Source organism: Micromonospora sp. IBHARD004 (assembly GCF_052814115.1).
On the sequence record NZ_CP199934.1, the window covers coordinates 1,520,528 to 1,544,739 of the forward strand.

A 24,212-nucleotide genomic window follows, 5' to 3' on the forward strand; every position below is an offset into this window, starting at 1 on the left:
TCCGCGCCGTCACCCCTGCCCCGCCGCAGGCCAGTGGCGGACCGGTCGATTCGGGGACCGCGACGGTCCGCTGTGGAGACTCTTGCGTCGAGTTGCGTCGATTCGCTAGCGTACCGGTGCGGTCGCTGGCGGAGTCGCGGCGCCAGCCCGTCTTCGGGTGGCGTGGTCGGACGTCCGACCCACCGGTCCGCACCCCTCGATTGCGCGAGCCACGCGCACTCGTCGCTGACCGGCCCCCACGGTCGTTGCCGAGACCGTGGGGGCCGATCGCGGAACAGCGCGCGACCCCGCGCCCAGCCACCCGCCACCTCCAGACCGCGCGCGGCCGTGATGCGATAACGGCCGATCGGGGCGGGAAGCGCGGCGCGGACGGGTCAGCGGCGGCGGTGGGCGAAGAGCGCCCGGTAGTCCGAGCCGGTGCGGAACCAGGCCAGCCCGGCCGGGCCGGCGGCGTAGAGCGCGGTGGCGTAGGCGTCGGCCACGGCGAGGTCCGGGCCGACGACGGTGGCGGCGACCAGGTGGTCGGCGGGCTCGCCGGTGTGCGGATCCACCACGTGCCCCCGGCGACCGGTGACCCCGGACGTGCCCACCGCCCCGGCGGTCATCTCCAGCACCAGCGGGGCCCGGCGGGCGTCGGTCGGATGGTGCACCGCCACGCGCCACGGACCGCCGTGCGCGGCGTGGCCGCGTACCACCAGGTCGGCGCCGCTGAGCACGGCGTAGTCGTGGATGCCGGCGGCGCGCAGCCGGGCCGCGGCCCGCTCCACCGCCCAGCCGCCGAGCAGGCCGCCCGGGTCGAAGCCGCCAGGCACCGCCCAGGCGTCGAACCAGCCGTCGGTGGCCGCGCGCATCGCGGCACAGCGGTCCACCAGGTCGGCCAGCGGCGGGTACGACTCGGGGGTGATCTCGCCGCGCCGCAGCTTGGAGACCAGACTGTCCGGCCGGACCGGCCCGTAGGTGAGGTCGATGGCGCGCAGCTCGGCCACGGCGTCCCGGAGCGCCTCCCCGACGAGCCGGCGGCCGACCCACTCGGGCGCGTTGAGCAGCAGCGAGTACTCGGCGGTGGAGGTGCGGACGGTGTGCTGGGCGGTGATCCGGTCGCCGGCCGGCCCGGCGGACCGGTCCAGCCGGTGACTGCGGGTGCCGAGCCGCAGGTCGGGGCGGCGGCTGCGGAACGCGCCCTGGTCGATCCACCGGGTCCGGGGCTGCTCGTCGAGCCGTCCGGCCCGTGGCTGCTCGTCGATCCGCATCACACCTGCTCCCTCGCTGACGACGCCGCAGCGCCGCGGCGAAGCCGGTCACGGGCCCCCGTGACCCGTTCCCCACCGACCCTAGGCAGTGGAGATGACCGCACCATGAATGCCACCTGGGAGCCTGCTGAGCATTCGGACTTCCCGCATGCTGGAAGACGCGTACCGGGAGGCGGGACGTCGACGTACGGTTCACGGGGAACGACGAGGTGAGGAGCGCCAGGTGGCACGGATCGCGGTGGTGGCCGGGGACGGGATCGGACCCGAGGTGGTCGCGCAGGCCCGCAAGGTCATCGACGCGGTGCTCCCCGGCGTCGAGGCCACCGAGTACGACCTCGGCGCCGCACGCTATCACCGCACCGGCGAGGTGCTGCCCGACTCCGTGCTGGCCGAGCTGGCCGGGCACGACGCCATCCTGCTCGGCGCGGTCGGCGACCCGACCGTCCCGCCCGGGGTGCTGGAGCGGGGGCTGCTGCTCAAACTCCGGTTCGCCTTCGACCAGTACGTGAACCTCCGCCCGTCCCGGCTCTGGCCGGGGGTCTCCGGGCCGCTCGCCACCGTGAAGCCCGGCGAGGTCGACCTGGTGGTGGTCCGCGAGGGCACCGAGGGCCTCTACGCCGGCGCCGGTGGCTCGCTGCACCGGGACACCCCGGCCGAGGTCGCCACCGAGGAGAGCCTGAACACCCGGCACGGCGTCGAGCGGGTGATCCGGGACGCCTTCGCCCGGGCCCGCCGCCGCGAGCGGCGCAAGGTCACCCTGGTGCACAAGACCAACGTGCTCACCCACGCCGGGTCGCTCTGGAACCGCGCCTTCGCGGCGGTCGCCGCCGAGCACCCCGACGTGACCACCGAGTACCAGCACGTCGACGCGGCCGCGATGTTCCTGGTCACCCAGCCCCAGCGGTACGACGTGGTGGTCACCGACAACCTCTTCGGCGACATCCTCACCGACATCGCCGCCGCGGTCACCGGCGGCATCGGCCTGGCCGCCAGCGGCTGCATCAACCCCGCCGGGACGTACCCGTCGATGTTCGAGCCGGTGCACGGCTCGGCGCCGGACATCGCCGGCAAGGGCGTCGCCGACCCGGTGGCCGCGGTGCTCTCCGCCGCGCTCCTGCTCGACCAGCTCGGCCACGCCGACGCCGCGGCCCGGGTCACCGCCGCGGTCGCCGCCGAGCTGGCCGGCCGGACCCCGGGCGTGCCGCTGCGCACCGCCGAGGTCGGCGACCGGCTCGCCGGGTACGCCGTAGCCTGATCCGGGCCGTCCGACCGGCCCGATCCGGGCCGCCAGACCCGCTCCGGGCCCACCCCTCGACGTCCTCCGTGACGGCGTGACCGCGATCGTGCCCGCCATTCGGCGCGCTCGATCTGCCGGGGCGGAGCTATCCGCTGAACGACCGTTCGGGGTAAGTTTCTGGCACCAGATCCGGCGTGCGGTCCCGCATGTCGTCAACCCGCAGGGAGGTCAGCGCGATGAGCGGTGGTGACAAGCTCGATTTCGAGATCCGTCCGAATCCCGCGCCGGTATCCGCCGCCGATCGGGCCGCCCTGCTGGCCAACCCCGGTTTCGGCCGGGTCTTCACCGACCACATGGTGACGATCCGGTACGCCGACGGGAAGGGCTGGTACGACGCCCGGGTCGAGGCGCGTGGACCGATCCCGATGGATCCGGCGAGCGCGGTGCTGCACTACGCGCAGGAGATCTTCGAGGGGCTCAAGGCGTACCGGACCGCCGAGGGCGCGGTGACGATGTTCCGCCCGGAGGCCAACGCCGCCCGCTTCGCCGCCTCCGCCCAGCGGCTGGCGATGCCCGAGCTGCCGCAGGAGACGTTCGTCGAGTCGCTGCGCCGGCTGGTGGAGATCGACCGGGAGTGGATCCCCGACCACGAGGACGCCAGCCTCTACCTGCGGCCGTTCATGTTCGCCAGCGAGGTCTTCCTCGGCGTCCGGCCGGCCAACGAGTACCTCTACGTGGTCATCGCCTCCCCGGCCGGGGCGTACTTCTCCGGCGGGGTCAAGCCGATCACGGTCTGGGTCTCCCCGGACTACACCCGGGCCGCCCCGGGCGGCACCGGCGCCGCGAAGTGCGGCGGCAACTACGCCGCCTCGCTGGTCGCGCAGGCGGAGGCCATCGAGGCGGGCTGCGACCAGGTGGTCTTCCTGGACGCGGTGGAGCGCCGGTTCATCGACGAGCTGGGCGGCATGAACGTCTTCTTCGTCTACGACGACAACACTTTGGTCACCCCGCCGCTGACCGGCACCATCCTGCCGGGCATCACCCGCGACGCGATCCTCACCCTGGCCGCCGCGGCCGGGCACCGGATCGAGGAGCGGCCGATCAGCTTCGCCGACTGGCAGGCGGACGCGGCCAGCGGGCGGCTGCGCGAGGTCTTCGCCTGCGGCACCGCCGCGGTGATCACCCCGATCGGTCAGGTGCGCTTCCCCGACGGCGAGTTCCTGGTCGGCGGCGGCGAGCCGGGTCGCTCCACGATGGCGCTGCGGCAGCAGCTGGTGGACATCCAGCGCGGCCGGGTCGAGGACCCGTACGGCTGGGTGAGGCAGGTGCTCTGACCCGGCCCTCGGCCACCCGCGCGAATTCCACAACGGCCGGCGCCGTCCACGACGGTGCCGGCCGTTCGCGTGCCCCCGGCCCGCGGGCGCGTCGGCCCGCGACGTGTCGCCGGTGATGGGAAGCCGCGGGGTTGCCGGGGTGTCCCTGTGAAGCTGATGACGTGAACGATTCGCGGCCCGGCCGCTGCCGCCGCCCATCACCACCGGCCGCCCGCGGGCGCCGGCCCGCCCAGGCCCTGAATCGTCTGCGTCATCAGCTTCACAGGGAGTGCGGAGACCACCCGCCGCCGCTCGGGCCGCGGCCGCCCGCGCGGCGGGATTCAGTCGAGCAGGTGGTCGCGGAGGGCGGCGAGCTGCGCGTCGGTGACCCCGGCGTGGCGCAGGTAGCCCTCCACCGAGCCGTACCCCACGCGCAGCTCCGTGAGGAAGAGCGTCATCGCCTCGGCGGGGGAGGCGAGGAACGGCGGGGGCAGCTCCTCGGCGGCCGGGGTGGTGGCGGCGGCCCAGGCGCTGAACCGCGCGGACGCCTCGGTGCTCAGCGCGTAGTCGGTGGCGATGTCGGCGTCGGCGACCCCGAGCACGGCGAGCGTGAGGGCGCAGACGATGCCGGTCCGGTCCTTGCCGGCGACGCAGTGCACCACCACCGGCGCGTTGGCGCTGTCGGCGATCAGGCCGACCGCCTCGGCCAGCCCGGCGGTGCCGGTCTCGGCCAGGTCGGCGTACCGGTCGGCGAGGTAGCGGGCGAGGCTCTGCGCCGGGTCGTACCGGATCTCGGACCAGTCCCGGTGCTCGGGGTGGATGTGCTGATAGGTGAGCCCGTCGTACGCGGGCACCCGGCCGTCCCGCTCCACCTCGGTGGGACGGCGCAGGTCGATGACGGTCCGGATGCCGAGGGCGGTGAACGCCTCCCGGTCGGTCTCGTCGATCCGGTGCAGCGAGTCGGAGCGGTAGAGCCGACCCCGGCGGACGGTACGCCCGTCGTGGCCGGCGTGTCCGCCGACGTCGCGGAAGTTGAAGAGGGCGGGGAACGGGCTGGTCTCGGTGGCGTCCACCCTTGACACGGTAACGGCCGGTGGGGCGACGCCCCACCGGCCGTTCTGCCCGATCGCCGGACCGGGCTGCCGAGTCGTCAGACCCGCGCCGGGCCGTCCGGCGGCAGCGCCGAGTAGTTCTCGCCGTAGTAGCCGCCGAGCTTGTCCCGGTAGGCCGGGTCGGCGTGGCTCGACTCGTCGTACTCCGGGGCGGCCTTGATCTGGTCCTTCTCCCGGTCGACGTAGACCTTGCGCTCGTCGTGGTCGACGTGGCTCACGGTGCCGGCCGGCAGCATGACCTTCTTACCGAAGATCCACGGGCCGGTGTCGACCACCAGGTAGCTGTCGTTGACCTCGTGACTGGCGCTGTCGATCTTGCCGATGCTGCCGTCGGTGGCCTCGACCTTGTAACCCACCAGGTCGGCGCTGGCGACGCCCGCCTCGTCCCGGTAGCGCCACGGGTCGAACGCGCCGGCCGGCGCGCCGCCGGCGACGGTGCCCTGACCGCCGTCGATCATCGGGTCGGTGGTGCCGTGCGTAGTGTGCGGATCAAGCCTGTCCATGAGGGAACTCCTGTCCCGACTGTCGTAGTCGTCGTGGAGAGTGCGTTTTCCGCTGTCACAGGAACTTCTACCCACCTGTCGGGTTTCCAACCACCAGACGGCGAAGGGCCGGCACCGCGGTCGCGGCACCGGCCCTCCGGTTCGTACGGCTCAGCCGAGCGCGGCCTCCGCGTCGAGGGCCACCGCGGCGGCGTGCACGACGGCGGCGATCCGCAGCCCCTCGTGCACCTGCTCCCGGGTGAACCCGGTGCCGCGCAGGGTCTTCTCGTGCGACTCCAGGCAGACGCCGCAGCCGGTGATCGCCGAGACGGCGAGGCACCAGAGCTCGAAGTCGGCCTTCTCCACACCGGGCCGGGCGATGATCTGCATCCGCAGCCGGGCCGGCATCGAGGCGTACTGCTCGTCGCCGATCAGGTGCTTGGCCCGGTAGTAGACGTTGTTCATCGCCATGATCGTGGCGGCGCCCTTGGCCGCCTCGATCGCCTCCGGCTTGAGCTGGGTGGCCGCCTCGGCGGCGATCTCCCGCAGCACCATCGGGTTGCGGGCCGCCACCGCGCAGGCCAGGGCGGTGCCCCAGGCCTGCAACGGCGTCAGCGTGGAGGTGCTGATGGTCGAGCCGAGGTTGAGCTTGATGTCCTTGGCGTACTCGGGCAGGGCCGCCTTGACCGCGTCCAGACCCATGTCAGGCCCCGGCGCCGGCGAGCAGCGCGTTGGCGTCGAGCGTCGCGCCGCCCTTGTTCCAGTTGCACGGGCAGAGCTCGTCGGTCTGCAGCGCGTCGAGCACCCGCAGCACCTCGGAGACGTTCCGGCCGACGGAGCCGGCGGTCACCATGGCGAACTGGATCTCGTTGTCCGGGTCGACGATGAAGGTGGCCCGCTGGGCGACGCCGTCCTCGCCGAGCACGCCGCAGGCGGCGGTCAGCTCGCGCTTGATGTCGCTGAGCATCGGGAAGGGCAGCTCGCGCAGGTCCGGGTGGTCCTTGCGCCAGGCGTAGTGGACGAACTCGTTGTCCACCGAGACGCCGAGCACCTGGGCGTCGCGGTCGGCGAACTCGCCGTTGAGGCGACCGAACTCGGCGATCTCCGTCGGGCAGATGAAGGTGAAGTCCTTCGGCCAGAAGAAGACCACCCGCCACTGGCCCTCGTGGGACTTGTGGTTGATCGTCTCGAACGCCTTGTCGGCGTCGAGCGACACGCAGGCGGTGAGTTCGTACTCAGGGAAGCGGTCACCGACGGTGAGCACGGGTCCTCCTTGACAGGGGCTTGTCAGCGGCGCGAGGCCGGTAACTGGATCGGTTCCAGATACTTCCGCAGCGATGTTTCCGCCTGGTGGCGGCCGGGTGACTTGTGAAGTTGATCACGACAGGCGGGTTCTGCCCCGATCCCGGCCGTCGATCAGGTGCCGCCACCCTCCGTCACCGTCCCGATATGTGGATTCTGCCTCCCAAAACCAGGGTCGAGGTGGCAAAGTACCGAACGTGACCAGCTCCGTCCTGATTATTGGCAGCTAGCGCGCCGGCTTTCCCTCTCGCCGAGCGCGCAGACCTCCCGCATCCGCGGGGGGTCTTTTTGTTGCTCCCGCCGTGGTTCGAGAAGAGGACTTCCATGACCTTCCAGGTGTACGACACGACGCTGCGCGACGGCGCCCAGCGCGAGGGGCTCAGCTACTCGGTCGTCGACAAGCTCGCCGTGGCCCGGCTGCTCGACGAGTTCGGCGTCGGCTTCATCGAGGGCGGCTGGCCGGGCGCCGTGCCGAAGGACACCGAGTTCTTCCGTCGGGCGCGCACCGAACTGGAGCTGCGGCACGCGATCCTGGTCGCCTTCGGCGCCACCCGCAAGGCCGGCGTCGCCGTCGACGCCGACCCGCAGGTGCGCGGCCTGCTGGACGCGCAGACCCCCGCGATCGCCCTGGTCGCCAAGGCCGACATCCGGCACGTGGAGCGGGCGCTGCGCACCAGCGGCGCGGAGAACCTCGCGATGATCCACGACACGGTGGCGTACCTGGTCGCCGAGGGGCGCCGGGTCTTCGTCGACGGCGAGCACTTCTTCGACGGGTACCGACACGACCCGGCGTACACCGCCGCGGTGGTGGAGGCGGCGCTGGCCGCCGGGGCGGAGCGGTTCGTGCTCTGCGACACCAACGGCGGGATGCTGCCGTCCCAGATCACCACGGCCATCGTCGACGTCACCGCGCGCACCGGGGTCGCCCCGGAGCTGCTCGGCATCCACTGCCAGAACGACACCGCCTGCGCGGTGGCCAACACCATCGCCGCCGTCGAGGCCGGGGTGCGGCACTTCCAGGGCACCGCCAACGGGTACGGCGAGCGCCCCGGCAACGCCGACATCTTCGCGGTCGTCGCGAACCTCCAGCTCAAGCTCGGGCTGCCCGTCCTCCCGGACGGCTGCCTGGAACAGATGGTGCGGGTCTCGCACGCCATCGCCGAGATCGCCAACATCGCCCCCGACACCCACCAGGCGTACGCCGGGGCCGCCGCCTTCGCCCACAAGGCGGGGCTGCACGCGAGCGCGATCAAGGTCGACCCGTTGCTCTACAACCACGTGGACCCGTCGGTGGTGGGCAACGACATGCGGATCCTGGTGACCGAGATGGCCGGCCGGGCCAGCGTCGAGCTCAAGAGCCGCGAGCTGGGCCTGGACCTGGCCGGCCATCCGGACGCGCTGTCGACGGTGACCAAGCGGGTCAAGGAGCTGGAGGCGGGCGGCTGGTCGTTCGAGGCGGCCGACGCCTCGTTCGAGCTGCTGGTCCGCTCCGAGCTACCGGACCGGGCGGCGCCCCGGCCGTTCGCCCTGGAGTCCTACCGGGTGATCGTCGAGCATCGGGAGGACGGCGCGGTGGTCTCCGAGGCCACGGTCAAGATCCGGGTACGCGGCGAGCGGGTGGTCGCCACCGCCGAGGGGAACGGCCCCGTCAACGCCCTGGACGAGGCGCTGCGGGTCGGGCTGGCCCGGCACTACCCGGAGCTGCGCGACTTCGAGCTGGCCGACTACAAGGTCCGCATCCTGGAGGGCAGCCACGGCACCGGCGCGGTGACCCGGGTGCTGGTGGAGACGGCCGGCGCCGGCCGCGACTGGACCACGGTGGGCGTGCACCCCAACGTGGTCGAGGCGTCCTGGCACGCCCTGGTCGACGCCCTCACCTACGGCCTCGACCGCGCCCGGGTGTGACGCCGGTCAGGCGGCGGGCAGTTGGAGTTCGGCGAGGACGGCCCGGTGGTCGCTGCCGGGAAGGGCGTGGACGGCGACCGACCGGACGGCGATGCGGCGGTCGGCCAGGACGTGGTCGATGGTGACCGGCGGGATCAGATCGCCGTCGTAGGGGCCCCAGGTGCCGGCCAGGCCGGCGCCGGCCTGATCGGCGGCGTCGACATACCCGGTGCGGATCAGGGCGCGGAGCGGGGCGTGGTCGAGGGTGGCGTTGAAGTCCCCGGCCAGGATGCTCAGCCTCCCGTCCGGGGTGGCCGGCGGCTGCGCCCGCAGGTCGGTCCACCAGTCCGGGACCACCTCGACGGCGTACGGGGCGGCCGGGTGCGCCGACTCGACCCGTAGCGGCGGGGCGCCCGGCACGGCGAGGGTCCCGTAGGCCTGGGTGAAGAAGAAGCCCTGGTTGCGGCGCACCCCCACCTCGGTGATCGGGAACCGGGCGTAGAGCCCCGAGCCGGTGGTGCCGACCACGGGGTTGAGCTGCCGGTAGGGCAGCAGCTCGGCCAGCCCCAACCGGTCCAGTTCGGCGGCGATCCCCGGGGTGAACTCCTGCACGGTCAGCACGTCCACCCGGTGCGCGCGGACCAGGCCGACCAGGGTGGCCGGGTCGGCGCTGCCCATGAGCAGGTTGGCGGTGAGCAGCCGCAGGGTGGGCCCGCCGGCCGCCGGCTGCCCGGAGGCGAACGCGCGGGGCGCCACCACGCCGATCAGGGCCAGCGCCGCGACGGCCGCGACGACCGCGGGCCAGCGGCGCCGCAGGGCGAGCGCCAGCACGAGCGGGACCAGCGTCCCGACCGCGACGTACGGCGTGAAGGCGACCGCCTGCACCAGCGGTCCCCGTTCCAGCCCGGCGAGCCGGAGCACCGCCCAGGCCGCCGCGGGCCCGGCACCGAGCCAGCACGCCGCCGTCGCCGCCGCCGCCCGGCGGCTCCGCCGTTCGGCCCGCCGCTCCAACGTCCCCGTGGTCATCGCGCCCACCGTACCGGCCGACGCGTCACGGCGGTGCCCGAAACGTTCCACATTGTCGTCGTCAACTGAGCGACGCACCGCACGTGCTGGCCCCCGCCCCGGCGGGGGCCAGCGCCGTCTGGGTGGACCTGGGTCGGGGCGTACCGCCCGCGCCGTTGCGTGCCGGTCGGGGGGAGTTGCCCCGGTCCGGGCGACAAAGGGCCGCCGAGGGGCTGATAATCCGACGTTTGCCGCACCGCCGGCACGGGAAGCAAGCACCGTGACGGACATCTCGGACACCCTGGCCAGCGTGCCCAGCCCGGTCGATGCCGACGCGAGCGGCGTCGAGCTGGAACAGACCCTCTTCGAGGTCAAACGCGTGATCGTCGGGCAGGATCGACTCGTCGAACGCCTGCTCACGGCCCTGATCGCTGAGGGGCACTGCCTCCTGGAGGGAGTGCCCGGCGTCGCGAAGACGCTCGCCGCCCACACCCTCGCCCGGGTCGTCGGGGGCAGCTTCTCCCGGATCCAGTTCACCCCCGACCTGGTCCCCTCGGACATCGTCGGCACCCGCATCTACCGCGCCTCCACCGAGACCTTCGACGTCGAGCTGGGCCCGATCATGGCCAACATGGTGCTCGCCGACGAGATCAACCGGGCCCCGGCCAAGGTGCAGTCGGCGCTGCTGGAGGCGATGGCCGAGCGGCAGGTCTCGATCGGCGGGCGGAGCTGGCCGGTCCCCGACCCGTTCCTGGTGCTGGCCACCCAGAACCCGATCGAGTCGGAGGGCGTCTACCAGCTCCCTGAGGCGCAGCGCGACCGGTTCCTGATGAAGATCGTCGTCGACTACCCGAGCGACGCCGACGAGCTGGCCATCCTCTACCGGATGAGCACCGACCGGCCGACGCCCCGGCAGGTGCTCGACCCGGCCCGGCTGCGCGAGCTGCAGCGGCGCGCCGGCCACGTCTTCGTGCACCACGCGCTGGCCGAGTACGTCGTCCGGCTCGTCCTCGCCACCCGGGACCCCGGCCGGTTCGGGCTGCCCGAGCTCGCGCCGCTGCTCGCGTACGGGGCGAGTCCCCGGGCCACCCTCGGGCTGGTCGCCGCCGCCCGGGCCCAGGCCCTGCTCCATGGCCGGGAGTACGTGCTGCCGGAGGACGTCCGGGAACTGGCGGTGGACGTGCTCGCCCACCGGCTGGTGCTCTCCTTCGACGCGGTCGCCGACGGGGTCGCCGCCGAGTCGGTGGTCCGCCGACTCATCGAGGCGGTGCCACCGCCCCGGGTCGCCACCGGCCACCCCGAGGTGGCGCCCGACCTGGCAGCGGCATGAGGCGGCGCCCCGTCCCGTCCCGCCCCGCCGATCCCGGCCTGGCCGACCTCGCCGGCGACCAGCGGCTGCGCCGGCTGGAACTGACCGTGACCCGCCGGCTCGACGGGCTGCTGCACGGGCAGCACCGTGGCCTGCTGCCCGGGCCGGGCAGCGAGATCGCGGGCAGCCGCGAGTACCGCCCCGGCGAGGACGAGGTACGCCGGATGGACTGGGCGGTCACCGCCCGGACGACCGTCCCGCACGTCCGTGAGGTCGACGCCGACCGGGAGCTGACCATTTGGGTGCTGGTGGACGCCAGCCCCAGCATGGAGTACGGCACCGCCGAGCTGGACAAGCGGGAGCTGGCGGTGGCGGCGGTCGCCGCGGTCGGCTTCCTCACCGCCGGCGTCGGCAACCGCCTCGGCGCGCAGGTGCTCGGCCCGGACGGCCTGCGCCGGTTCCCGGCCCGCAGCGGACGTACCCACCTGCTCGCGCTGCTCCGCGCGCTGCTGGCCGCCCCACGTGCCGGCGGGTACGACGAGGAGACCGCTCCGCTCGTGCCGCCGACGCTCAGCGACGGGCTCGACGGCGTGGGGCGGGTGGCGAACCGGCGCGGGCTGGTCGTGGTGGTCTCCGACTTCCTCGACGGGCTGCCCGACGACCCGGCCGGCGCCCCGCCGTGGGAGGCGGGCCTGCGCCGGCTGGCCGTCCGGCACCAGGTGCTCGCCGTCGAGGTGACCGACCCGCGCGAGCTGGAGCTGCCGGACGTCGGCCTGATCACCCTGGTCGACCCGGAGACCGGCCGGCGGCGCGAGGTGTGGACCGGTGACCGGGCCCTGCGGGAGCGGTACGCCGAGGCCGCCGCCGCCCAGCGCGACCAGGTACGCCACGCGCTGCGCCGGTCCGGGGCGACCCACCTGGCGCTGCGGACGGACCGGGACTGGAGTGCCGACATCGTCCGGCACGTGCACGCCCAGCGTCGCCTGGTCGCCGCGCCGGCCGCGGCCCGGGGAGGTACCGCGTGACCTGGCAGTCGCCCGCCCGGCTCTGGCTGCTGCTCGGCGTGCTCGCCCTGGTGGTGGGCTACCTGGTGATGCAGCGCCGCCGCAGCCGGTACGCCGTCCGCTTCACCAACCTGCGGCTGCTGGACCGGGTCGCGCCGCAGCGGCCGGCCTGGCGCCGGCACGTCCCGGCGGGGCTGTTCCTCGCCATGCTGGCGCTGCTGGTGGTCGGCTTCGCCCGGCCCAGCGCCGAGGTGCGGGTGCCCCGGGAGCGGGCCACGGTGGTGGTCGCGGTGGACGTCTCCACCTCGATGCTCGCCAACGACGTCGACCCGGACCGGCTGAGCGCGGCGAAGGAGGCCGCCCGGCGCTTCGTCGACGGCCTGCCCGACGAGTTCAACGTGGGGCTGGTCGCCTTCGCCGGCAGCGCGGCGGTGCTGGTGCCGCCGAGCACCGACCGGGAGGCGCTGCACGAGGGGATCGAGCGGCTGAACGAGGGCATCACCGGGGTCCAGGGCACCGCGATCGGGGAGGCGATCAGCACCTCGCTCGGGGCGGTGAAGAGCCTGGACAGCAACGCGGCCAAGGATCCCCCGCCGGCCCGGATCATCCTGCTCTCCGACGGGGCGAACACCTCCGGCATGGACCCGATGGAGGCGGCCGCGCAGGCGGTCGCGGTCAAGGTGCCGGTGCACACCATCTCGTTCGGCACCCCGTCCGGCTCCGTCGACCGGGGCGGCCGGGCGATCCAGGTGCCGGTCGACGGGCAGACCCTCAAGGCCGTCGCCGAGGAGACGGGCGGCCGGTTCCACGAGGCGTCCAGCACCGCCGAGCTGCGGGCCGTCTACGAGGACATCGGCACCTCGGTCGGCTACCGCAAGCAGCAGCAGGACATCTCCGCCCGCTTCATCGGCCTGGGACTGATCTTCGCCATGGGCGCCGCGGCCGGGTCGCTGCGGTGGTTCTCGCGCCTGCCCTGACCACGGCACGGAGCGGCGCTGACCGCACCTGAGCCGCACGACACGTGAGGAGCGCACGGATGGCAGTGCAGACCGGACTGGGGGAGCCACGTGGTCCCTGGTTCATCTCGCCGGACCTCGATCCGGACGGGCGCGGACGCTGGGGCGTACCGGGATCGGACCGGGATCCGGGGCGGCGCCGGCCCGGCCGGTGGCTGACCGCGCTGGCGGTGGTCGCCCTCTCCACCGTCTCCGGCGCCGCGGCGGGCGGGTGGGTCGCCGGCCGGGACGCGCCCGGCCCCGCCGCGGCCTCGGCGGCGCCGGTCCCGGCGGAGCTGGTCACCGCCGCCCAGAAGACGGTGCCGGGGGTGGTCTCGGTGATGGCCGGCGGGACCCCGGGGTCGTCGGCCACCGGCTCCGGCTTCGCCATCGACGACCAGCAGCACATCGTCACCAACGACCACATCCTGGCCCGGGGCGGCGGGGGACCGGTGACGGTGGAGCTGCCGGACGGCCGACGGTTCAGCGCCGAGGTCGTCGGGCGGGAGCCGCGCAGCGACCTGGCCGTGCTGAAGGTGCCCGCGTCGGCGCGGCTGGCGCCGCTGCCGCTGGCGAAGCCGAACTCCGTCCGGGTCGGCGAGCCGGTGCTCGCGGTGGGTTCCCCGCTGGGGCTGTCCGGCACGGTGACCGCCGGCATCGTGAGCGCGCTGAACCGCCAGGTGCGGATCGGCTCGGGCCGGCACACGGCGGTGCAGACCGACGCCTCGATCAACCCCGGCAACTCCGGTGGCCCGCTGGTCAACGCCCGCGGCGAGGTGGTCGGGGTGAACACGGCCATCGCCACCATCGACGGCAACGGCTCGATCGGCATCGGGTTCGCCATCCCGATCGACCAGGTCCAGCAGACCGCCGACACCATCATCGGCCGGGGTGGCTGACCGCCCCCGCGGCCCTGGCCGGCGGGAGCGCGCGCCCGGCTCGGGAGAAGTGTCGGATATCCGGCGTGGAACCATCGGGCCATGGAAATATTACACTGAGTATGGATACTGGCGTGGGTGGAGCAAGCTGTCATCGCGGCCCTCCTGCTGGTGGGCCTGTTGATCGGATGCGGAGTCGGCGCGGCGTACGCCCGCGCGAAGCGCGGGTGGACGGACTACAAGGCCGCCAAGAACACGGTTCCCGGCGCCCGACGGACCGCCTGGCTGGCGATCCGTGCGGTCTTCACCAAGGTCGGGGTGATCGCGCTGCTGCTGGTCGGCGCGGCCGCGTACGCGGCGGCCGGCTCGGATCACGAGCGGGCCGATCCGGCACCCACCCCGACGGTGACCCCGACCCCGACCCACCGCGTCGGGCGCTAGCCTCGGGGAGTGGACGACGGACTGCGGGTGAACGACCGGCTGGTGGTTCCCAACGGGGAGCTGCGGGAACGCTTCTCCCGCTCCTCCGGGCCGGGCGGGCAGGGCGTCAACACCACGGACTCACGGGTCGAGCTCAGCTTCGACCTGGCCGCCTCGCCCAGCGTGCCCGAGGCGTTGCGCACCCGGGCGCTGGAGCGGCTGGCCGGCCGGCTGGTCGACGGGGTGCTGACCGTCGCCGCCAGCGAGCACCGGGCACAGCTGGCCAACCGGGAGGCCGCCCGGGAGCGGTTGGCCGCCCTGCTGCGCGAGGCGACCGCCCCGCCGCCGAAGCCGCGCCGCCCCACCCGCCCGTCCCGGGGCGCCAAGGAACGGCGGCTGGCCGAGAAGAAGCGCCAGTCCCAGCGCAAACGGGAACGCCGCGTCGACGGCGACTGACCGGAAAACGGCGTGCGGGCGGTCCGCGTCACCGCCGACAATGCGCCGCGTGCCCGTCGACTTCTCCGTCAAGCCCACCCTCACCGGCGAACGTGTGCTGCTGCGGCCGTTCGTCGTCGACGACGTCGCCGCCTTCCAGGCCGCGCTGGCCTCGGAGTGGGCGGCGCACCGCGGCCACCCGCAGGGCTTACCGCGGGGGGCAGCCGACAGAATCTGAAGGCTGTCGGTGGTGCGCCACTGCGGTGCCATGAACCTCTCGTGCCATGAGCGTCGGCACGGCCCCCTGGCGCAGCTGACGCGCCCGGTCGTACGGCACGATGGCGTCGTGCGTCAGGACACCGTGGCCCCAGCATGACCACAATCTTGGTGACCGCATTCGGCCTGGCGTGGTGGCTCGGTCTGTACCTGGTCGCTCGGGACCCGCGCAAACCGATCCTGCGCCGGGCCGGCGGGGGACTCGTCGGGTACGCACTGGTGTTGGCCGCCGAGGGACTCGCGCTGGCGGTCCGCGGCGAGGCCGAGCGGCGCCTGCACGAGCTGTCGGTCGGGCTCGGATTCCTGCCCGCCCTGGCGTGGACCGGTGCGCTCCTGCTCATGCTGCCGGAGGGTGCGGGGTGGCGCGGTCGGCTGGACCGGGTGTGGCGGGTGGCGGCACCGGCGTTCGCGGCTGTCCTCGTGCCCCTCGGCGCGGCCGGCCTGCTCCCCGAGGACCGGTCCGGGATCCGCCTGTTGCTCGGCGCGGTCGTGGTCCTGCCGCTGCTCGGTGCCCTGGCGATGGTGCTGTGGCACCGTCGGGCGCTGCGCCCGGCCGGACTGGCCGGCCTCGTGGCCGTGGCGACCCTGCTCTTCGCCCTCGGGCTGACCCTGCTGCTGCCGACCGAGGGGGTGATTGCCCGAGAGGCCGTGATTGGCGCGGTGGGGGTGGACCTCGCGCTGCTGGGTCTCGCGGTGGCTGCTTTCGACGCGTTCGACGAGGGGGAGACGCTTCGCGGCGACATGGTTCGGTCGGTCCTCGCCGCCGCCGCGGTCGGCGCCCTGTTCGGCGGCCAGGTGGCGATCACGATGCTGCTCGGCGCGAGGCCGAGCCCGGCGCTGGTGGGGCTGCTGTTCGGCACGGTCGGTGCCGCCGTGGCGGTGCAGGTACTGGCCAATCCCCTGCAGACCACGTTCGACCGGTTGGCCTTCACCGGCACGCCGCGACTGTCGCAGGCGCGGGCGGAACTTCGGTCGGCGGCAGACGCGCTGCCGCGGCGCGACGACACCTCCGAGCTTGCGGTCGTGGAGGAGGCGGAGTTCGTACGGCTCACCCGCAGGGCGCTCAGCCACTACGGCGATCTGGGCCGGCTGGTCAGCAGTCCCTTGACGAAGCTTCCGGTGATTGACAAGCGGCTGGCCGCACGGGGCGCCGAGGATCAGCCGCTGGAACGCGCCGCCGAGCTGAAGGAACTGCTGTTGGGGAGCATTCTGCGGCTCAAGCCCCGCGACGGCGAATTCGGTACCACCGACGAATGGCGTTATTACAACGCCCTCTACTTCTCGTACGTGGTCGGCATCCGGCCGTATCGTCGCCGGACCGGGGTCGAGGGACTGGATCCGGTGGGCCGGCAAGCGCTGGCCTGGTTCACCCGACATGTCCCGGAGCGGACCATGCACAACTGGCAGAACGCCGCGGCGAGGCTCGTCGCGACCGACCTGCGCAGTCGCCTCTAGGGATTTGTCCGGTTGGTCGGATCATCTTCCGCCAACTGGCAGCAGATGGCAGCGTGCGGTATCGCCCTGGCAGCGACTTCCGGCCGATTCTCGGGACTCCAACCGAGAAAGGAGCCACCATGACCGCTCACCTGGCCGCACCCGCTGAGGCGACGTCGCGGCAGAGCCAGAAACTGCTTCGGCTGGCGCTCAAACTCGACTCCGTCGCGTCGGGCGGCAACGGCGTCGCCTATGTCGCCGGCGCCGCCGCACTGGACGATCTGCTGGGACTTCCGACGGGGTTGCTGCTGCCGGCCGGCACTTTCCTGATCGGGTATGCCGCCGCGCTGTGGCTGGTCGCCGCCCGCCCGACGATCAACCGTCGACTCGCCTGGACGACTGTGGTCGTCAACCTGTTGTGGGCGGTGGACAGCATGGTGCTGTTGCTCGGCGGCTGGATCGAGCCCACCGCGCTCGGGGTGACTCTGGTGGTCGGCCAAGCAGCCGCGGTCGGGGGCTTCGCCGCCCTTCAATGGCTCGGCCTGCGCCGCAGCCGCTGACAAGCCGACTCCGGTGGTCCGGTTGCCAGAGCTGCCGCCTGGTTCAGGGCCGACGAGGTGTGGAGGTCCGGGGACTTGTCACTCCCGGGCCTCCGAGCAGACGCGGGCGACCTCAGTCGCCGGAATAGCCCCAGAAGTAGATCTCCTCGGGACTGCCATCAGCGCCGTGCAGGATCGCGCAGCGGCCGAACCAGCGCTGTCGGGCCAGGTCGTCGATCGCGCTGACGTGATCGCGGGTCAACACCTCGGTGCCGGCGTAGTGCAGCGTCTCGGCCCGCGTCACCGGTTGGACCGTGCCGTAGTCCGGTTCTTCGCCGTCGGCCAGGACATGGTGCATGTCCAGGATGGAATGCGTGCCACTCTCCTGGACCCACTCGTCGGCGAACAAATCCGCCATGGTGGCGGGGCGGTTGTCATAGCTGCCGGCCGACCTGCCGATCTCGCCGCGCGCCCACCAGTAGTCACCACTGGTGAACACCTTCTCGCATAGGGCTTCCAGTGCGGCGTTGAGATCAGGCTGGTAAGGGACGAAGTAGCTCCAACTGGATGCACCCACGGCTGCCCTCTCATGATCATTGCGGCTGATGAACCGTAACCGGCGCCACCGACATTCCAGATCCACCGCGGAGGGCCGTCGTTGTAGTCGACAGCCGGCGCGCACGGGACAGTAGGCGCGCTGACAGAATCTGGAATCTGTCATCTGTTTGTTGTAAGCTGGTGGAGACCTGACACGAGAGGACCCACCATGCAGACCCGTACCCTCGGCTCCACCGGGCCGACCGTCTCCGCCCTCGGCCTCGGCCTGATGGGCATGTCCGACCTCTACGGCCCCGCCGACGAGGCGGAGAGCATCGCCACCATCCACGCCGCGCTCGACGCCGGCGTGACCCTGCTCGACACCGGCGACTTCTACGGCATGGGCCACAACGAGCTGCTGCTCCGCGACGCGCTGCGGGCCCGTGACCGCGGCGAGGCGCTGATCAGCGTCAAGTTCGGCGCCCTGCGCGACGTCGACGGCGGCTGGAACGGGGTCGACCTGCGCCCCGCCGCGATCAAGAACTTCCTCGCCTACACATTGCGCCGGCTCGGCACCGACCACGTCGACATCTACCGCCCCGCCCGGATCACCCCCGAGATCCCGATCGAGGACGTGGTCGGCACCCTGGCCGAGCTGGTCCAGGCCGGGCACGTCCGGCACATCGGCCTCTCCGAGGTGGGCGCGGAGACCCTGCGCCGCGCCGTCGCCGTGCACCCCGTCGCCGACCTCCAGATCGAGTACTCGCTGGTGGCCCGGGGGATCGAGGACGAGATCCTGCCCGCCGCGCGGGAGCTGGGCGTCGGCATCACCGCGTACGGCGTGCTCTCCCGCGGCCTGATCAGCGGCCACTGGTCCGCCGACCGGGCCGCCACCGACTTCCGGGCCCACCTGCCCCGCTTCACCGGCGACAACCTCGACCGCAACCTGGCGCTGGTTGACTCGCTGCGGCGGATCGCCGAGCAGCGGGGCGCCACCGTCGCCCAGGTCGCCATCGCGTGGGTGCTGTCGCGCGGCGCCGACATCGTGCCGCTGGTGGGCGCCCGCCGCCGGGACCGGCTCGCCGAGTCCCTCGGCGCGCTGGACCTGCGGCTCACCGCCGAGGACCTGGCCGCGATCGAGGCGGCGGTGCCCGCCGACGCGGTCGCCGGCACCCGCTACGACGCCTTCCAGATGTCGCTGCTGGACAGCGAGCGGGGTGCGGGCCGGCGATGACCCCGCCGGAGGTGCCCGCGCCGGTGGGAGAGACTGGGCGGATGACCGACACCAGTGGGCTCAGCCCGGAGCGGATCCTCGACGTCGCCGAGGAGACCATCCGGCGGTACGGGCCGACCAAGGCCACCGTGGTCGACGTGGCCCGGGCCCTTGGCGTCAGCCATGGCAGCGTCTACCGGTACTACCCCAGCAAGGTGGCGCTGCGGGACGCGGTGGCCGAACGCTGGCTGGCCCGGGTCTCCACCCCGCTCGGCGAGATCGCCGGGTCCGCGGAGCCCGCGCCGGCCCGGCTGCGGCGCTGGCTGCGCGAGCTGAGCGGCACCAAGCGGCGGATGGCCCGGGAGGACCCCGAGCTGTTCGACACGTTCCACCGGATCGCCACCGACGCCCGGGGGGTGGTCACCGGCCACCTGGACGTCCTGGCCGGGCAGCTCGCCCTGATCGTCGCCGACGGGGTCGCCGCCGGTGACCTCGTCGCCGACGACGCGGACCGGGCCGGCCGGACGCTGCTCCAGGCCACCGCCCGGTTCCACCACCCGGCGCACGTCGCGGAGTGGGCCGACCCGGCCCTCGACGACGACTTCACCGCGGTGATCGACGTGCTGCTGCGCGGGCTCGGGGCGCGCTGAACGGACGGTCGCTCAGTCGATCGCGGCCAGCAGCCGGGCCCGCAGCGCGCCGGCCCGCTCGGCGAAACCGCGCTGCGCGGCGGCGTACTCCGCCCGGCCCTCCGGGGTCTCCACCCGCACCGGCGGGTACCCCAGGCCGGCGAGGTCGTAGGGGCTGGCCCGCATGTCCAGCGTGCGGATCTCCCGGGCCAGCGCGAAGCACTCGGCGACCAGCTCGCTCGGCACCAGCGGGGAGAGCTTGTACGCCCACTTGTAAAGACGCTGTTCACTTCGATCGCGTGCATCTCGTCATCGCTCGCGGTCGTCGCCCGGTCAGCTGCTCGTGCCGTCTTCTGGCAGACTCGCACTCCATGATCGATGAGTTCGCCAAGGATTACCTGCACCATGAACTGCGCAAAGTACGCGAGGCGCTGGTCTGGAAGCTTGACGGGCTCTCCGAATACGACATCCGCCGCCCCCTGACGGCGACGGGCACCAACCTCCTCGGGCTGGTAAAGCACAAGGGGTACTCGGAAGCCAGGTACTTCGGCGAGGTCTTCGGCCGGCCGTTCCCCGGACCGATACCGCGGTGGAACGACGCGGGCGCCTGGGAGAACGAACACTGGGCCACTGAGCACGAGACGCGCGCGGACATCCTGGGTCTCTACCGGTCCGTCTGCGAACACTCGGATGCGACGATCAACGCCCTGCCCATCGACGCGCCTGGACACGTACCGTGGTGGCCAAGGCCAGACGTGAAGCTGTTCAACGTCATGGTCCACATTCTCAACGACACCACCCGGCATGCCGGACACGCCGACATCCTGCGCGAACAGTTGGACGGCAGGACCGGGACGACGGCCGCGTACGAGGAAGCGATCGACGCCGCTGCCCGCGAAGCCTACTGCGCGAAGGTCGAACAAGCCGCCAAGGCTGCTGACCTCGCCTGCGCAACCGATGGTTGCAGTGACTGAGAGCGTGGTGGTGTTGGTCAGCCGTCCGAGGCGGCGAGGAGCCGGTCGCACTCCACCATCAGACGCGTGCGCAGCGGAGCAGCCCGCTCCGCGAACGACCGCTGCGCCTGCACGTACTCGTGCCTGCCCTCTATGGTTTCGACTCTTACCGGCGAGTAGCCCAGTTCTGTGAGGTCGTACGGCGAGGCCCGCATGTCCAGGGTCCGGATCTCTCTCGCCAGCTCGAAGCAGTCGGCTACGAGTTCCGAGGGGACCAGGGGCGAGAGCTTGTAGGAGTGCTTATAGAGGTCCATGTTGGCGTGCAGACAGCCCGGCTGCTCCAACGCGTGCTGGCTCTCCCGGGTCGGGGTGAGCAGGTTCAGCGGCCGGGCCGGCGCGGTGAAGAACCGGTACGCGTCGAAGTGGCTGCACCGCACGCCCCGCTCCTCGACGACGGCGGCGGTCGCGGCCGGGCTGAGCCGCAGCGGCCAGGCGTTGTGGCGTACCTCGTCCTGGGTCTGCCGGTAGACCATCGCCCACTCGTGCATGCCGAAGCAGCCGAGGTGCGCCGGGCGGCCGGCGGTCGCCGCGAGCAGCGTCCGGATCCAGTCGACCGACTCGACGCGTCGCGCGCGTACCCGGTCGGTGTCGAGGGTGAGGCCGGCGGCGGTGGCCCGGTAGTCCCGGCCGAACTCGGTCTGGTCCGCGCCGCGCAGCACCACCCCGGCGCCCGGGTGCCAGCGGCGCAGCTGAGCGGGGCGGTGCGAGTAGTACGTGAAGAGGAAGTCCTCCACCGGGTGCTTCACCCCGCTGCGCCGGCGGGCCAGGTGCGGCGTCAGCCAGGCGTCCATCCGCTGCTCGTGCGCCCGCCGGCGGGCCTGCCAGTCGGCCACGTCGAGCGCGGCGGCGGGGGCGAGGGCGGCGGTCACGGACCCCAGGGTACGACCGCCGCCCGACCGCCGGTCAGGGCACGTCCACCCGGACCCCGGCGGAGAAGACCCCGCTGCGCAGCTCCAACTGCTTCGGCGGCTGGCTGCCGTTCACCGTGAAGACCAGCGGCAGCACCACCCGGCTGCCCGCGGCGACCGGCTGGGCGAAGACGTCCCGCCCGAGGTTGGCGACCCGGGTCGCGGTCTCGTCGGTGCTGACCCAGTTGCCCCCCGGCAGGTACGCCCGCTGCAACTGCCCGTGCCAGGTCTGCTGCTCCGGGGTGAGGTTGCGCACCCCGACGGTGGCCTGGCACTGCCGGCCGCCGACGGCGACGGGCTGGCCGGCGGTCGCGCAGGCGACCCGGTAGACGGTGAACTCGAACGCCGTCTCGCGCAGCGGCATGCCCACCGGGCCGGTGACGCTCTGGCCCATCCACGCCCCGCTGGTCGGCTGCTTGGCCGTGTCGATCGCGGCGACCCGCTGGGTGGCCGTCCAAGCCGCCGCGCCGACCACGCCGGCCAGCACCGCCGCCGCCACCCCCACCGCCAGCCAGATCGGGGGTCGGCGGCGCCGCGCCCCGGTCGGCGCGGGCAGCGCCGCACGCGGGTAGAGCGTGCCGCCGCCCGCCGGACCGCCGGTCCGGCCGACCGGGGAGGGCCCGGCCATGGTCGGCGCCGCGCCGGTCCGCCGGCGGCTGCGCTGCCACCACCACCAGAGCGCGCCGCCGGTGACGACCAGGAACGCGGCCAGCGCCGCGAGCAGCACCGGCGGGCGGCGCCAGACGGGCGCCGCGGTCACCTTCGCCGCCGGTGCCGGGGCCGCGTTCCAGGTGGCGGTGGCGCAGTCGTACGGCCGGGTGCCGTCGGTGCCGTACGCGCAGGCCGGCGCCGTCACCGGGCGGCCCGGCGCGGTCATTCTGAGCGCGGTGTTCAGGGTGGTGGTGCTTTGCGCCGGCAGCCGGAGCCGCCAGGTCACCTCCCCGGCGGCCGACGCCCCGGTCTGCGGGCTGGCCCGGCCACCGGAGGTGACGGTGGTCGCGGACGTCCCGGCCGGCAGCTCCTGCCGCACCGTCGTCTCGACCATGCTGTTCCCGGCGTTGCGCACGTCGATCCGGTACGCCGGCATCGGTGTGCCGGCCGGCGCCACCTGCACGGTGACGGGTGGGGTGGGCCGCGGGACCGCCGCCGCCGAGGTCGGCGGCACCGCGGGTGGCGCCGCGGGCACCCCGGTGGCGGTCGGCGCGGCCGGTGTCGCCGCTGCCGCTGCCGGCGCCGGTGCGCCGGGTGCGGGTGCGGCCGCCGCCCGGGGTGCCGTGGCGGGCAGCGCCGGCACGGCGGCGAGGACGCCGAGGCAGTTCACGATCACTGCGAGGGCTCTGTGGTGTCGTCTCGATGCAGGCATACGAACGAACCTCCGGACCCGAAGCTATGGGGCCGGGACCGCCGGGCGGGTACGAAGTCGGCAATCCCGCCCCGCCGGCCGGTCGACCGCGTACCCTGCCGCCGGCCGCCCGGTCCGACCCGCCGACGTGCCGCTGGTCGCACGCGGCATGACACGGCCGTGGTCGGGGATAGATTGGCCGGGTGCGTATCGCTCGTTTTGCTCATGCCAAGGGAATGTCGTTCGGGGTCGTCGAGGGCGAGCCGGGGGCCGGGTCGCAGGGCCTGACCATCGCCGAGATCGAGGGCCACCCGTTCGGCCAGGTCAAGTTCTCCGGCGCCCGGTGGGCGCTCTCCGACGTCCGGCTGCTCTCGCCGATCCTGCCCAGCAAGGTGGTCTGCGTGGGCCGCAACTATGCCGAGCACGCCGCCGAGCACGGCAGCGAGGTGCCCAAGGAGCCGCTGCTCTTCCTGAAGCCGTCCACCTCGGTGATCGGGCCGCGCGACGCGATCCGGCTGCCGATCTTCTCCAAGCAGGTCGAGCACGAGGCCGAGCTGGCCGTGGTGATCGGCGCCCCGGGCGCGCGCCGGGCCGACCGGGCCGCCGCCGAGCGGGCCATCTTCGGCTACACCTGCGCCAACGACGTCACCGCCCGGGACCTGCAGCGCTCGGACGGGCAGTGGACGCGGGCCAAGGGCTTCGACTCGTTCTGCCCGATCGGTCCGTGGATCACCACCGGGCTGGACGTCTCCGACCTGGAGATCCGGTGTGAGGTGGGCCGCAACCCCGAGGAGATGGAGGTACGCCAGCTCGGCCGGACCAAGGACATGGTCTTCGACGTGCCGGCCCTGGTGTCGTACATCTCGCACGTGATGACGCTGCTCCCCGGCGACGTGGTGCTGACCGGCACTCCGGCGGGGGTTAGCCCGCTCACCGAGGGGGATACGGTCACCGTGCGGATCGAGGGGATCGGCGAACTCACCAACCCGGTGGTACCGGTCGCCTGATGCGTCCGACGCCTCGTTTCCGCAGGTCACAGGCGGTTCGGGGGATTGGATTTGGCCTGTCGGCACCGGGAGGGTAAAGTTCATTCCCGGCGCCGCAAGGGGCCAATGGGGTATGGGGTAATTGGCAGCCCGACTGATTCTGGTTCAGTTAGTCTAGGTTCGAGTCCTGGTACCCCAGCGCAGCCGCGGGTTCGCGAGAATCCCGGTCGCTGGATTCTGGCGGAGTTCCGCTCCGTCCCTCCTCGCGAGGGACGGCTGGGTGAGCTCTGATAGAGTGCAGCTTCCTCACCACCAGAGTGAGGAAGCAGGAAGTTCTGGCCCCGTCGTCTAGTGGCCCAGGACGCCGCCCTCTCAAGGCGGTAGCGCCGGTTCGAATCCGGTCGGGGCTACAGCGCTGACAGCCCGTCCCACTTCGGTGGGGCGGGCTTCTTCGTGTCCGGGCCACCGGTCTTCCCGTGGTCGGTGGCGCCCACCCCGTCTTCGGCGCGGGCAGCCGGTGCCGCTAGACTACTTGCCGCACCGCTCGTCAGGGCGGTGAAGCAGGAAAAGTGCCTGGCCCCGTCGTCTAGTGGCCCAGGACGCCGCCCTCTCAAGGCGGTAGCGCCGGTTCGAATCCGGTCGGGGCTACAGATCGAACGGCCCGCCTCACACCCGAGGCGGGCCGTTCGCCTTTCCCACCCCCGCCGCC

25 protein-coding genes, 3 tRNA genes and 1 pseudogene are annotated in these 24,212 nt (G+C 73.1%); 19 read left to right on the plus strand and 10 right to left on the minus strand.

Annotated elements, in window-relative coordinates; all coding sequences use genetic code 11:
- Nucleotides 1-374 precede the first annotated feature (374 nt).
- Nucleotides 375-1,250, minus strand: coding sequence for an FAD:protein FMN transferase (locus tag ACTWO6_RS07560; protein WP_446218943.1), 876 nt, complete (start codon nucleotides 1,248-1,250; stop codon nucleotides 375-377).
- A gap of 223 nt (nucleotides 1,251-1,473) precedes the next feature.
- Between ACTWO6_RS07560 and ACTWO6_RS07565 the strand changes: the two genes are divergently transcribed.
- Both ACTWO6_RS07565 and ACTWO6_RS07570 read left to right on the plus strand, forming a co-directional pair.
- Nucleotides 1,474-2,505 (plus strand): 3-isopropylmalate dehydrogenase, encoded by a 1,032-nt coding sequence (locus ACTWO6_RS07565; RefSeq protein ID WP_446218944.1) that lies wholly within the window; start codon nucleotides 1,474-1,476, stop codon nucleotides 2,503-2,505.
- Between the two features lie 218 nt (nucleotides 2,506-2,723).
- Nucleotides 2,724-3,821, plus strand: a complete 1,098-nt coding sequence (locus tag ACTWO6_RS07570; RefSeq protein WP_446218945.1) for a branched-chain amino acid aminotransferase — start codon at nucleotides 2,724-2,726, stop codon at nucleotides 3,819-3,821.
- A 320-nt stretch (nucleotides 3,822-4,141) separates the two neighbouring features.
- On the opposite strand, the gene ACTWO6_RS07575 is transcribed toward ACTWO6_RS07570, so the two are convergent.
- The 4 genes from ACTWO6_RS07575 to ACTWO6_RS07590 form a co-directional block, all read right to left on the minus strand.
- Nucleotides 4,142-4,873, minus strand: coding sequence for a tyrosine-protein phosphatase (locus tag ACTWO6_RS07575; protein ID WP_446218946.1), 732 nt, complete (start codon nucleotides 4,871-4,873; stop codon nucleotides 4,142-4,144).
- Nucleotides 4,874-4,950: 77 nt separating this feature from the next.
- On the minus strand, nucleotides 4,951-5,415 hold the full coding sequence (locus tag ACTWO6_RS07580) for a PRC-barrel domain-containing protein (RefSeq protein WP_446218947.1): 465 nt from the start codon (nucleotides 5,413-5,415) through the stop codon (nucleotides 4,951-4,953).
- Nucleotides 5,416-5,565: 150 nt separating this feature from the next.
- Nucleotides 5,566-6,096, minus strand: coding sequence for a carboxymuconolactone decarboxylase family protein (locus ACTWO6_RS07585; RefSeq protein WP_446218948.1), 531 nt, complete (start codon nucleotides 6,094-6,096; stop codon nucleotides 5,566-5,568).
- A 1-nt stretch (nucleotide 6,097) separates the two neighbouring features.
- Nucleotides 6,098-6,658: a peroxiredoxin gene (locus ACTWO6_RS07590; protein WP_446218949.1), complete on the minus strand. Its 561-nt coding sequence runs from the start codon at nucleotides 6,656-6,658 to the stop codon at nucleotides 6,098-6,100.
- A gap of 362 nt (nucleotides 6,659-7,020) precedes the next feature.
- Here ACTWO6_RS07590 and cimA point away from each other — a divergent pair, with 362 nt between their 5' ends.
- Nucleotides 7,021-8,601: a citramalate synthase gene (cimA, locus tag ACTWO6_RS07595; RefSeq protein WP_446218950.1), complete on the plus strand. Its 1,581-nt coding sequence runs from the start codon at nucleotides 7,021-7,023 to the stop codon at nucleotides 8,599-8,601.
- 6 nt (nucleotides 8,602-8,607) lie between these two features.
- Here the strand turns inward: cimA and ACTWO6_RS07600 are convergent, their stop codons facing one another.
- Complete coding sequence (locus ACTWO6_RS07600) at nucleotides 8,608-9,606, minus strand: endonuclease/exonuclease/phosphatase family protein (RefSeq protein ID WP_446218951.1); 999 nt, start codon at nucleotides 9,604-9,606, stop codon at nucleotides 8,608-8,610.
- Nucleotides 9,607-9,865: 259 nt separating this feature from the next.
- On the opposite strand from ACTWO6_RS07600, the gene ACTWO6_RS07605 reads away from it, so the two are divergent.
- From ACTWO6_RS07605 to ACTWO6_RS07645, 9 genes are all read left to right on the plus strand, one after another.
- Nucleotides 9,866-10,915 carry an AAA family ATPase gene (locus ACTWO6_RS07605; protein ID WP_446218952.1) on the plus strand — a complete coding sequence of 350 codons (1,050 nt, stop codon included), beginning with the start codon at nucleotides 9,866-9,868 and terminating at the stop codon, nucleotides 10,913-10,915.
- The gene (locus tag ACTWO6_RS07610; RefSeq protein WP_446218953.1) at nucleotides 10,912-11,919 is read left to right on the plus strand and encodes a DUF58 domain-containing protein; all 1,008 of its coding nucleotides are present in this window, start codon (nucleotides 10,912-10,914) and stop codon (nucleotides 11,917-11,919) included. Before ACTWO6_RS07605 ends, ACTWO6_RS07610 begins: the two co-directional genes overlap by 4 nt.
- Nucleotides 11,916-12,875 (plus strand): VWA domain-containing protein, encoded by a 960-nt coding sequence (locus tag ACTWO6_RS07615; protein ID WP_446218954.1) that lies wholly within the window; start codon nucleotides 11,916-11,918, stop codon nucleotides 12,873-12,875. Before ACTWO6_RS07610 ends, ACTWO6_RS07615 begins: the two co-directional genes overlap by 4 nt.
- Before the next feature lie 59 nt (nucleotides 12,876-12,934).
- A complete protein-coding gene (locus ACTWO6_RS07620; protein ID WP_446218955.1) occupies nucleotides 12,935-13,792 on the plus strand; it encodes a S1C family serine protease in 858 nt (285 codons plus the stop codon).
- 117 nt (nucleotides 13,793-13,909) lie between these two features.
- Nucleotides 13,910-14,212 (plus strand): hypothetical protein, encoded by a 303-nt coding sequence (locus ACTWO6_RS07625; RefSeq protein WP_446218956.1) that lies wholly within the window; start codon nucleotides 13,910-13,912, stop codon nucleotides 14,210-14,212.
- 9 nt (nucleotides 14,213-14,221) lie between these two features.
- The gene (gene arfB / locus ACTWO6_RS07630; protein WP_446218957.1) at nucleotides 14,222-14,647 is read left to right on the plus strand and encodes an alternative ribosome rescue aminoacyl-tRNA hydrolase ArfB; all 426 of its coding nucleotides are present in this window, start codon (nucleotides 14,222-14,224) and stop codon (nucleotides 14,645-14,647) included.
- 49 nt (nucleotides 14,648-14,696) lie between these two features.
- Nucleotides 14,697-14,864, plus strand: a complete 168-nt coding sequence (locus ACTWO6_RS07635; RefSeq protein WP_446218958.1) for a hypothetical protein — start codon at nucleotides 14,697-14,699, stop codon at nucleotides 14,862-14,864.
- 134 nt (nucleotides 14,865-14,998) lie between these two features.
- Complete coding sequence (locus ACTWO6_RS07640; protein WP_446218959.1) at nucleotides 14,999-16,357, plus strand: hypothetical protein; 1,359 nt, start codon at nucleotides 14,999-15,001, stop codon at nucleotides 16,355-16,357.
- Nucleotides 16,358-16,476: 119 nt separating this feature from the next.
- Nucleotides 16,477-16,896: a hypothetical protein gene (locus ACTWO6_RS07645; RefSeq protein WP_446218960.1), complete on the plus strand. Its 420-nt coding sequence runs from the start codon at nucleotides 16,477-16,479 to the stop codon at nucleotides 16,894-16,896.
- 112 nt (nucleotides 16,897-17,008) lie between these two features.
- Here the strand turns inward: ACTWO6_RS07645 and ACTWO6_RS07650 are convergent, their stop codons facing one another.
- Nucleotides 17,009-17,452, minus strand: a complete 444-nt coding sequence (locus ACTWO6_RS07650; RefSeq protein WP_446218961.1) for a hypothetical protein — start codon at nucleotides 17,450-17,452, stop codon at nucleotides 17,009-17,011.
- A 189-nt stretch (nucleotides 17,453-17,641) separates the two neighbouring features.
- On the opposite strand from ACTWO6_RS07650, the gene ACTWO6_RS07655 reads away from it, so the two are divergent.
- Nucleotides 17,642-18,646, plus strand: a complete 1,005-nt coding sequence (locus ACTWO6_RS07655; RefSeq protein ID WP_446218962.1) for an aldo/keto reductase — start codon at nucleotides 17,642-17,644, stop codon at nucleotides 18,644-18,646.
- Between the two features lie 41 nt (nucleotides 18,647-18,687).
- The gene (locus ACTWO6_RS07660) at nucleotides 18,688-19,275 is read left to right on the plus strand and encodes a TetR family transcriptional regulator (protein WP_446218963.1); all 588 of its coding nucleotides are present in this window, start codon (nucleotides 18,688-18,690) and stop codon (nucleotides 19,273-19,275) included.
- Nucleotides 19,276-19,287: 12 nt separating this feature from the next.
- On the opposite strand, the pseudogene ACTWO6_RS07665 reads toward ACTWO6_RS07660, so the two are convergent.
- Nucleotides 19,288-19,533 (minus strand): annotated as a pseudogene (locus ACTWO6_RS07665) (3-methyladenine DNA glycosylase); the annotation flags it as partial.
- 92 nt (nucleotides 19,534-19,625) lie between these two features.
- Between ACTWO6_RS07665 and ACTWO6_RS07670 the strand changes: the two are divergent.
- The gene (locus tag ACTWO6_RS07670) at nucleotides 19,626-20,228 is read left to right on the plus strand and encodes a DinB family protein (RefSeq protein WP_446218964.1); all 603 of its coding nucleotides are present in this window, start codon (nucleotides 19,626-19,628) and stop codon (nucleotides 20,226-20,228) included.
- 17 nt (nucleotides 20,229-20,245) lie between these two features.
- Here ACTWO6_RS07670 and ACTWO6_RS07675 read toward each other — a convergent pair whose 3' ends face one another.
- Together ACTWO6_RS07675 and ACTWO6_RS07680 are read right to left on the minus strand one after the other, a co-directional pair.
- Nucleotides 20,246-21,136, minus strand: coding sequence for a 3-methyladenine DNA glycosylase (locus tag ACTWO6_RS07675; RefSeq protein WP_446218965.1), 891 nt, complete (start codon nucleotides 21,134-21,136; stop codon nucleotides 20,246-20,248).
- Nucleotides 21,137-21,170: 34 nt separating this feature from the next.
- Entirely contained in the window at nucleotides 21,171-22,538 is a 1,368-nt protein-coding gene (locus ACTWO6_RS07680; RefSeq protein WP_446218966.1) for a hypothetical protein, read from the minus strand.
- A gap of 182 nt (nucleotides 22,539-22,720) precedes the next feature.
- Here ACTWO6_RS07680 and ACTWO6_RS07685 point away from each other — a divergent pair, with 182 nt between their 5' ends.
- The 4 genes from ACTWO6_RS07685 (at nucleotide 22,721) to ACTWO6_RS07700 (ending at nucleotide 24,151) form a co-directional block, all read left to right on the plus strand.
- Entirely contained in the window at nucleotides 22,721-23,524 is an 804-nt protein-coding gene (locus ACTWO6_RS07685) for a fumarylacetoacetate hydrolase family protein (protein WP_446218967.1), read from the plus strand.
- Nucleotides 23,525-23,630: 106 nt separating this feature from the next.
- Nucleotides 23,631-23,702 (plus strand) — tRNA-Gln (locus ACTWO6_RS07690).
- Nucleotides 23,703-23,840: 138 nt separating this feature from the next.
- A tRNA-Glu gene (locus ACTWO6_RS07695) sits at nucleotides 23,841-23,913 on the plus strand.
- 165 nt (nucleotides 23,914-24,078) lie between these two features.
- Nucleotides 24,079-24,151: transfer RNA gene (locus ACTWO6_RS07700), tRNA-Glu, on the plus strand.
- Nucleotides 24,152-24,212: the final 61 nt, after the last annotated feature.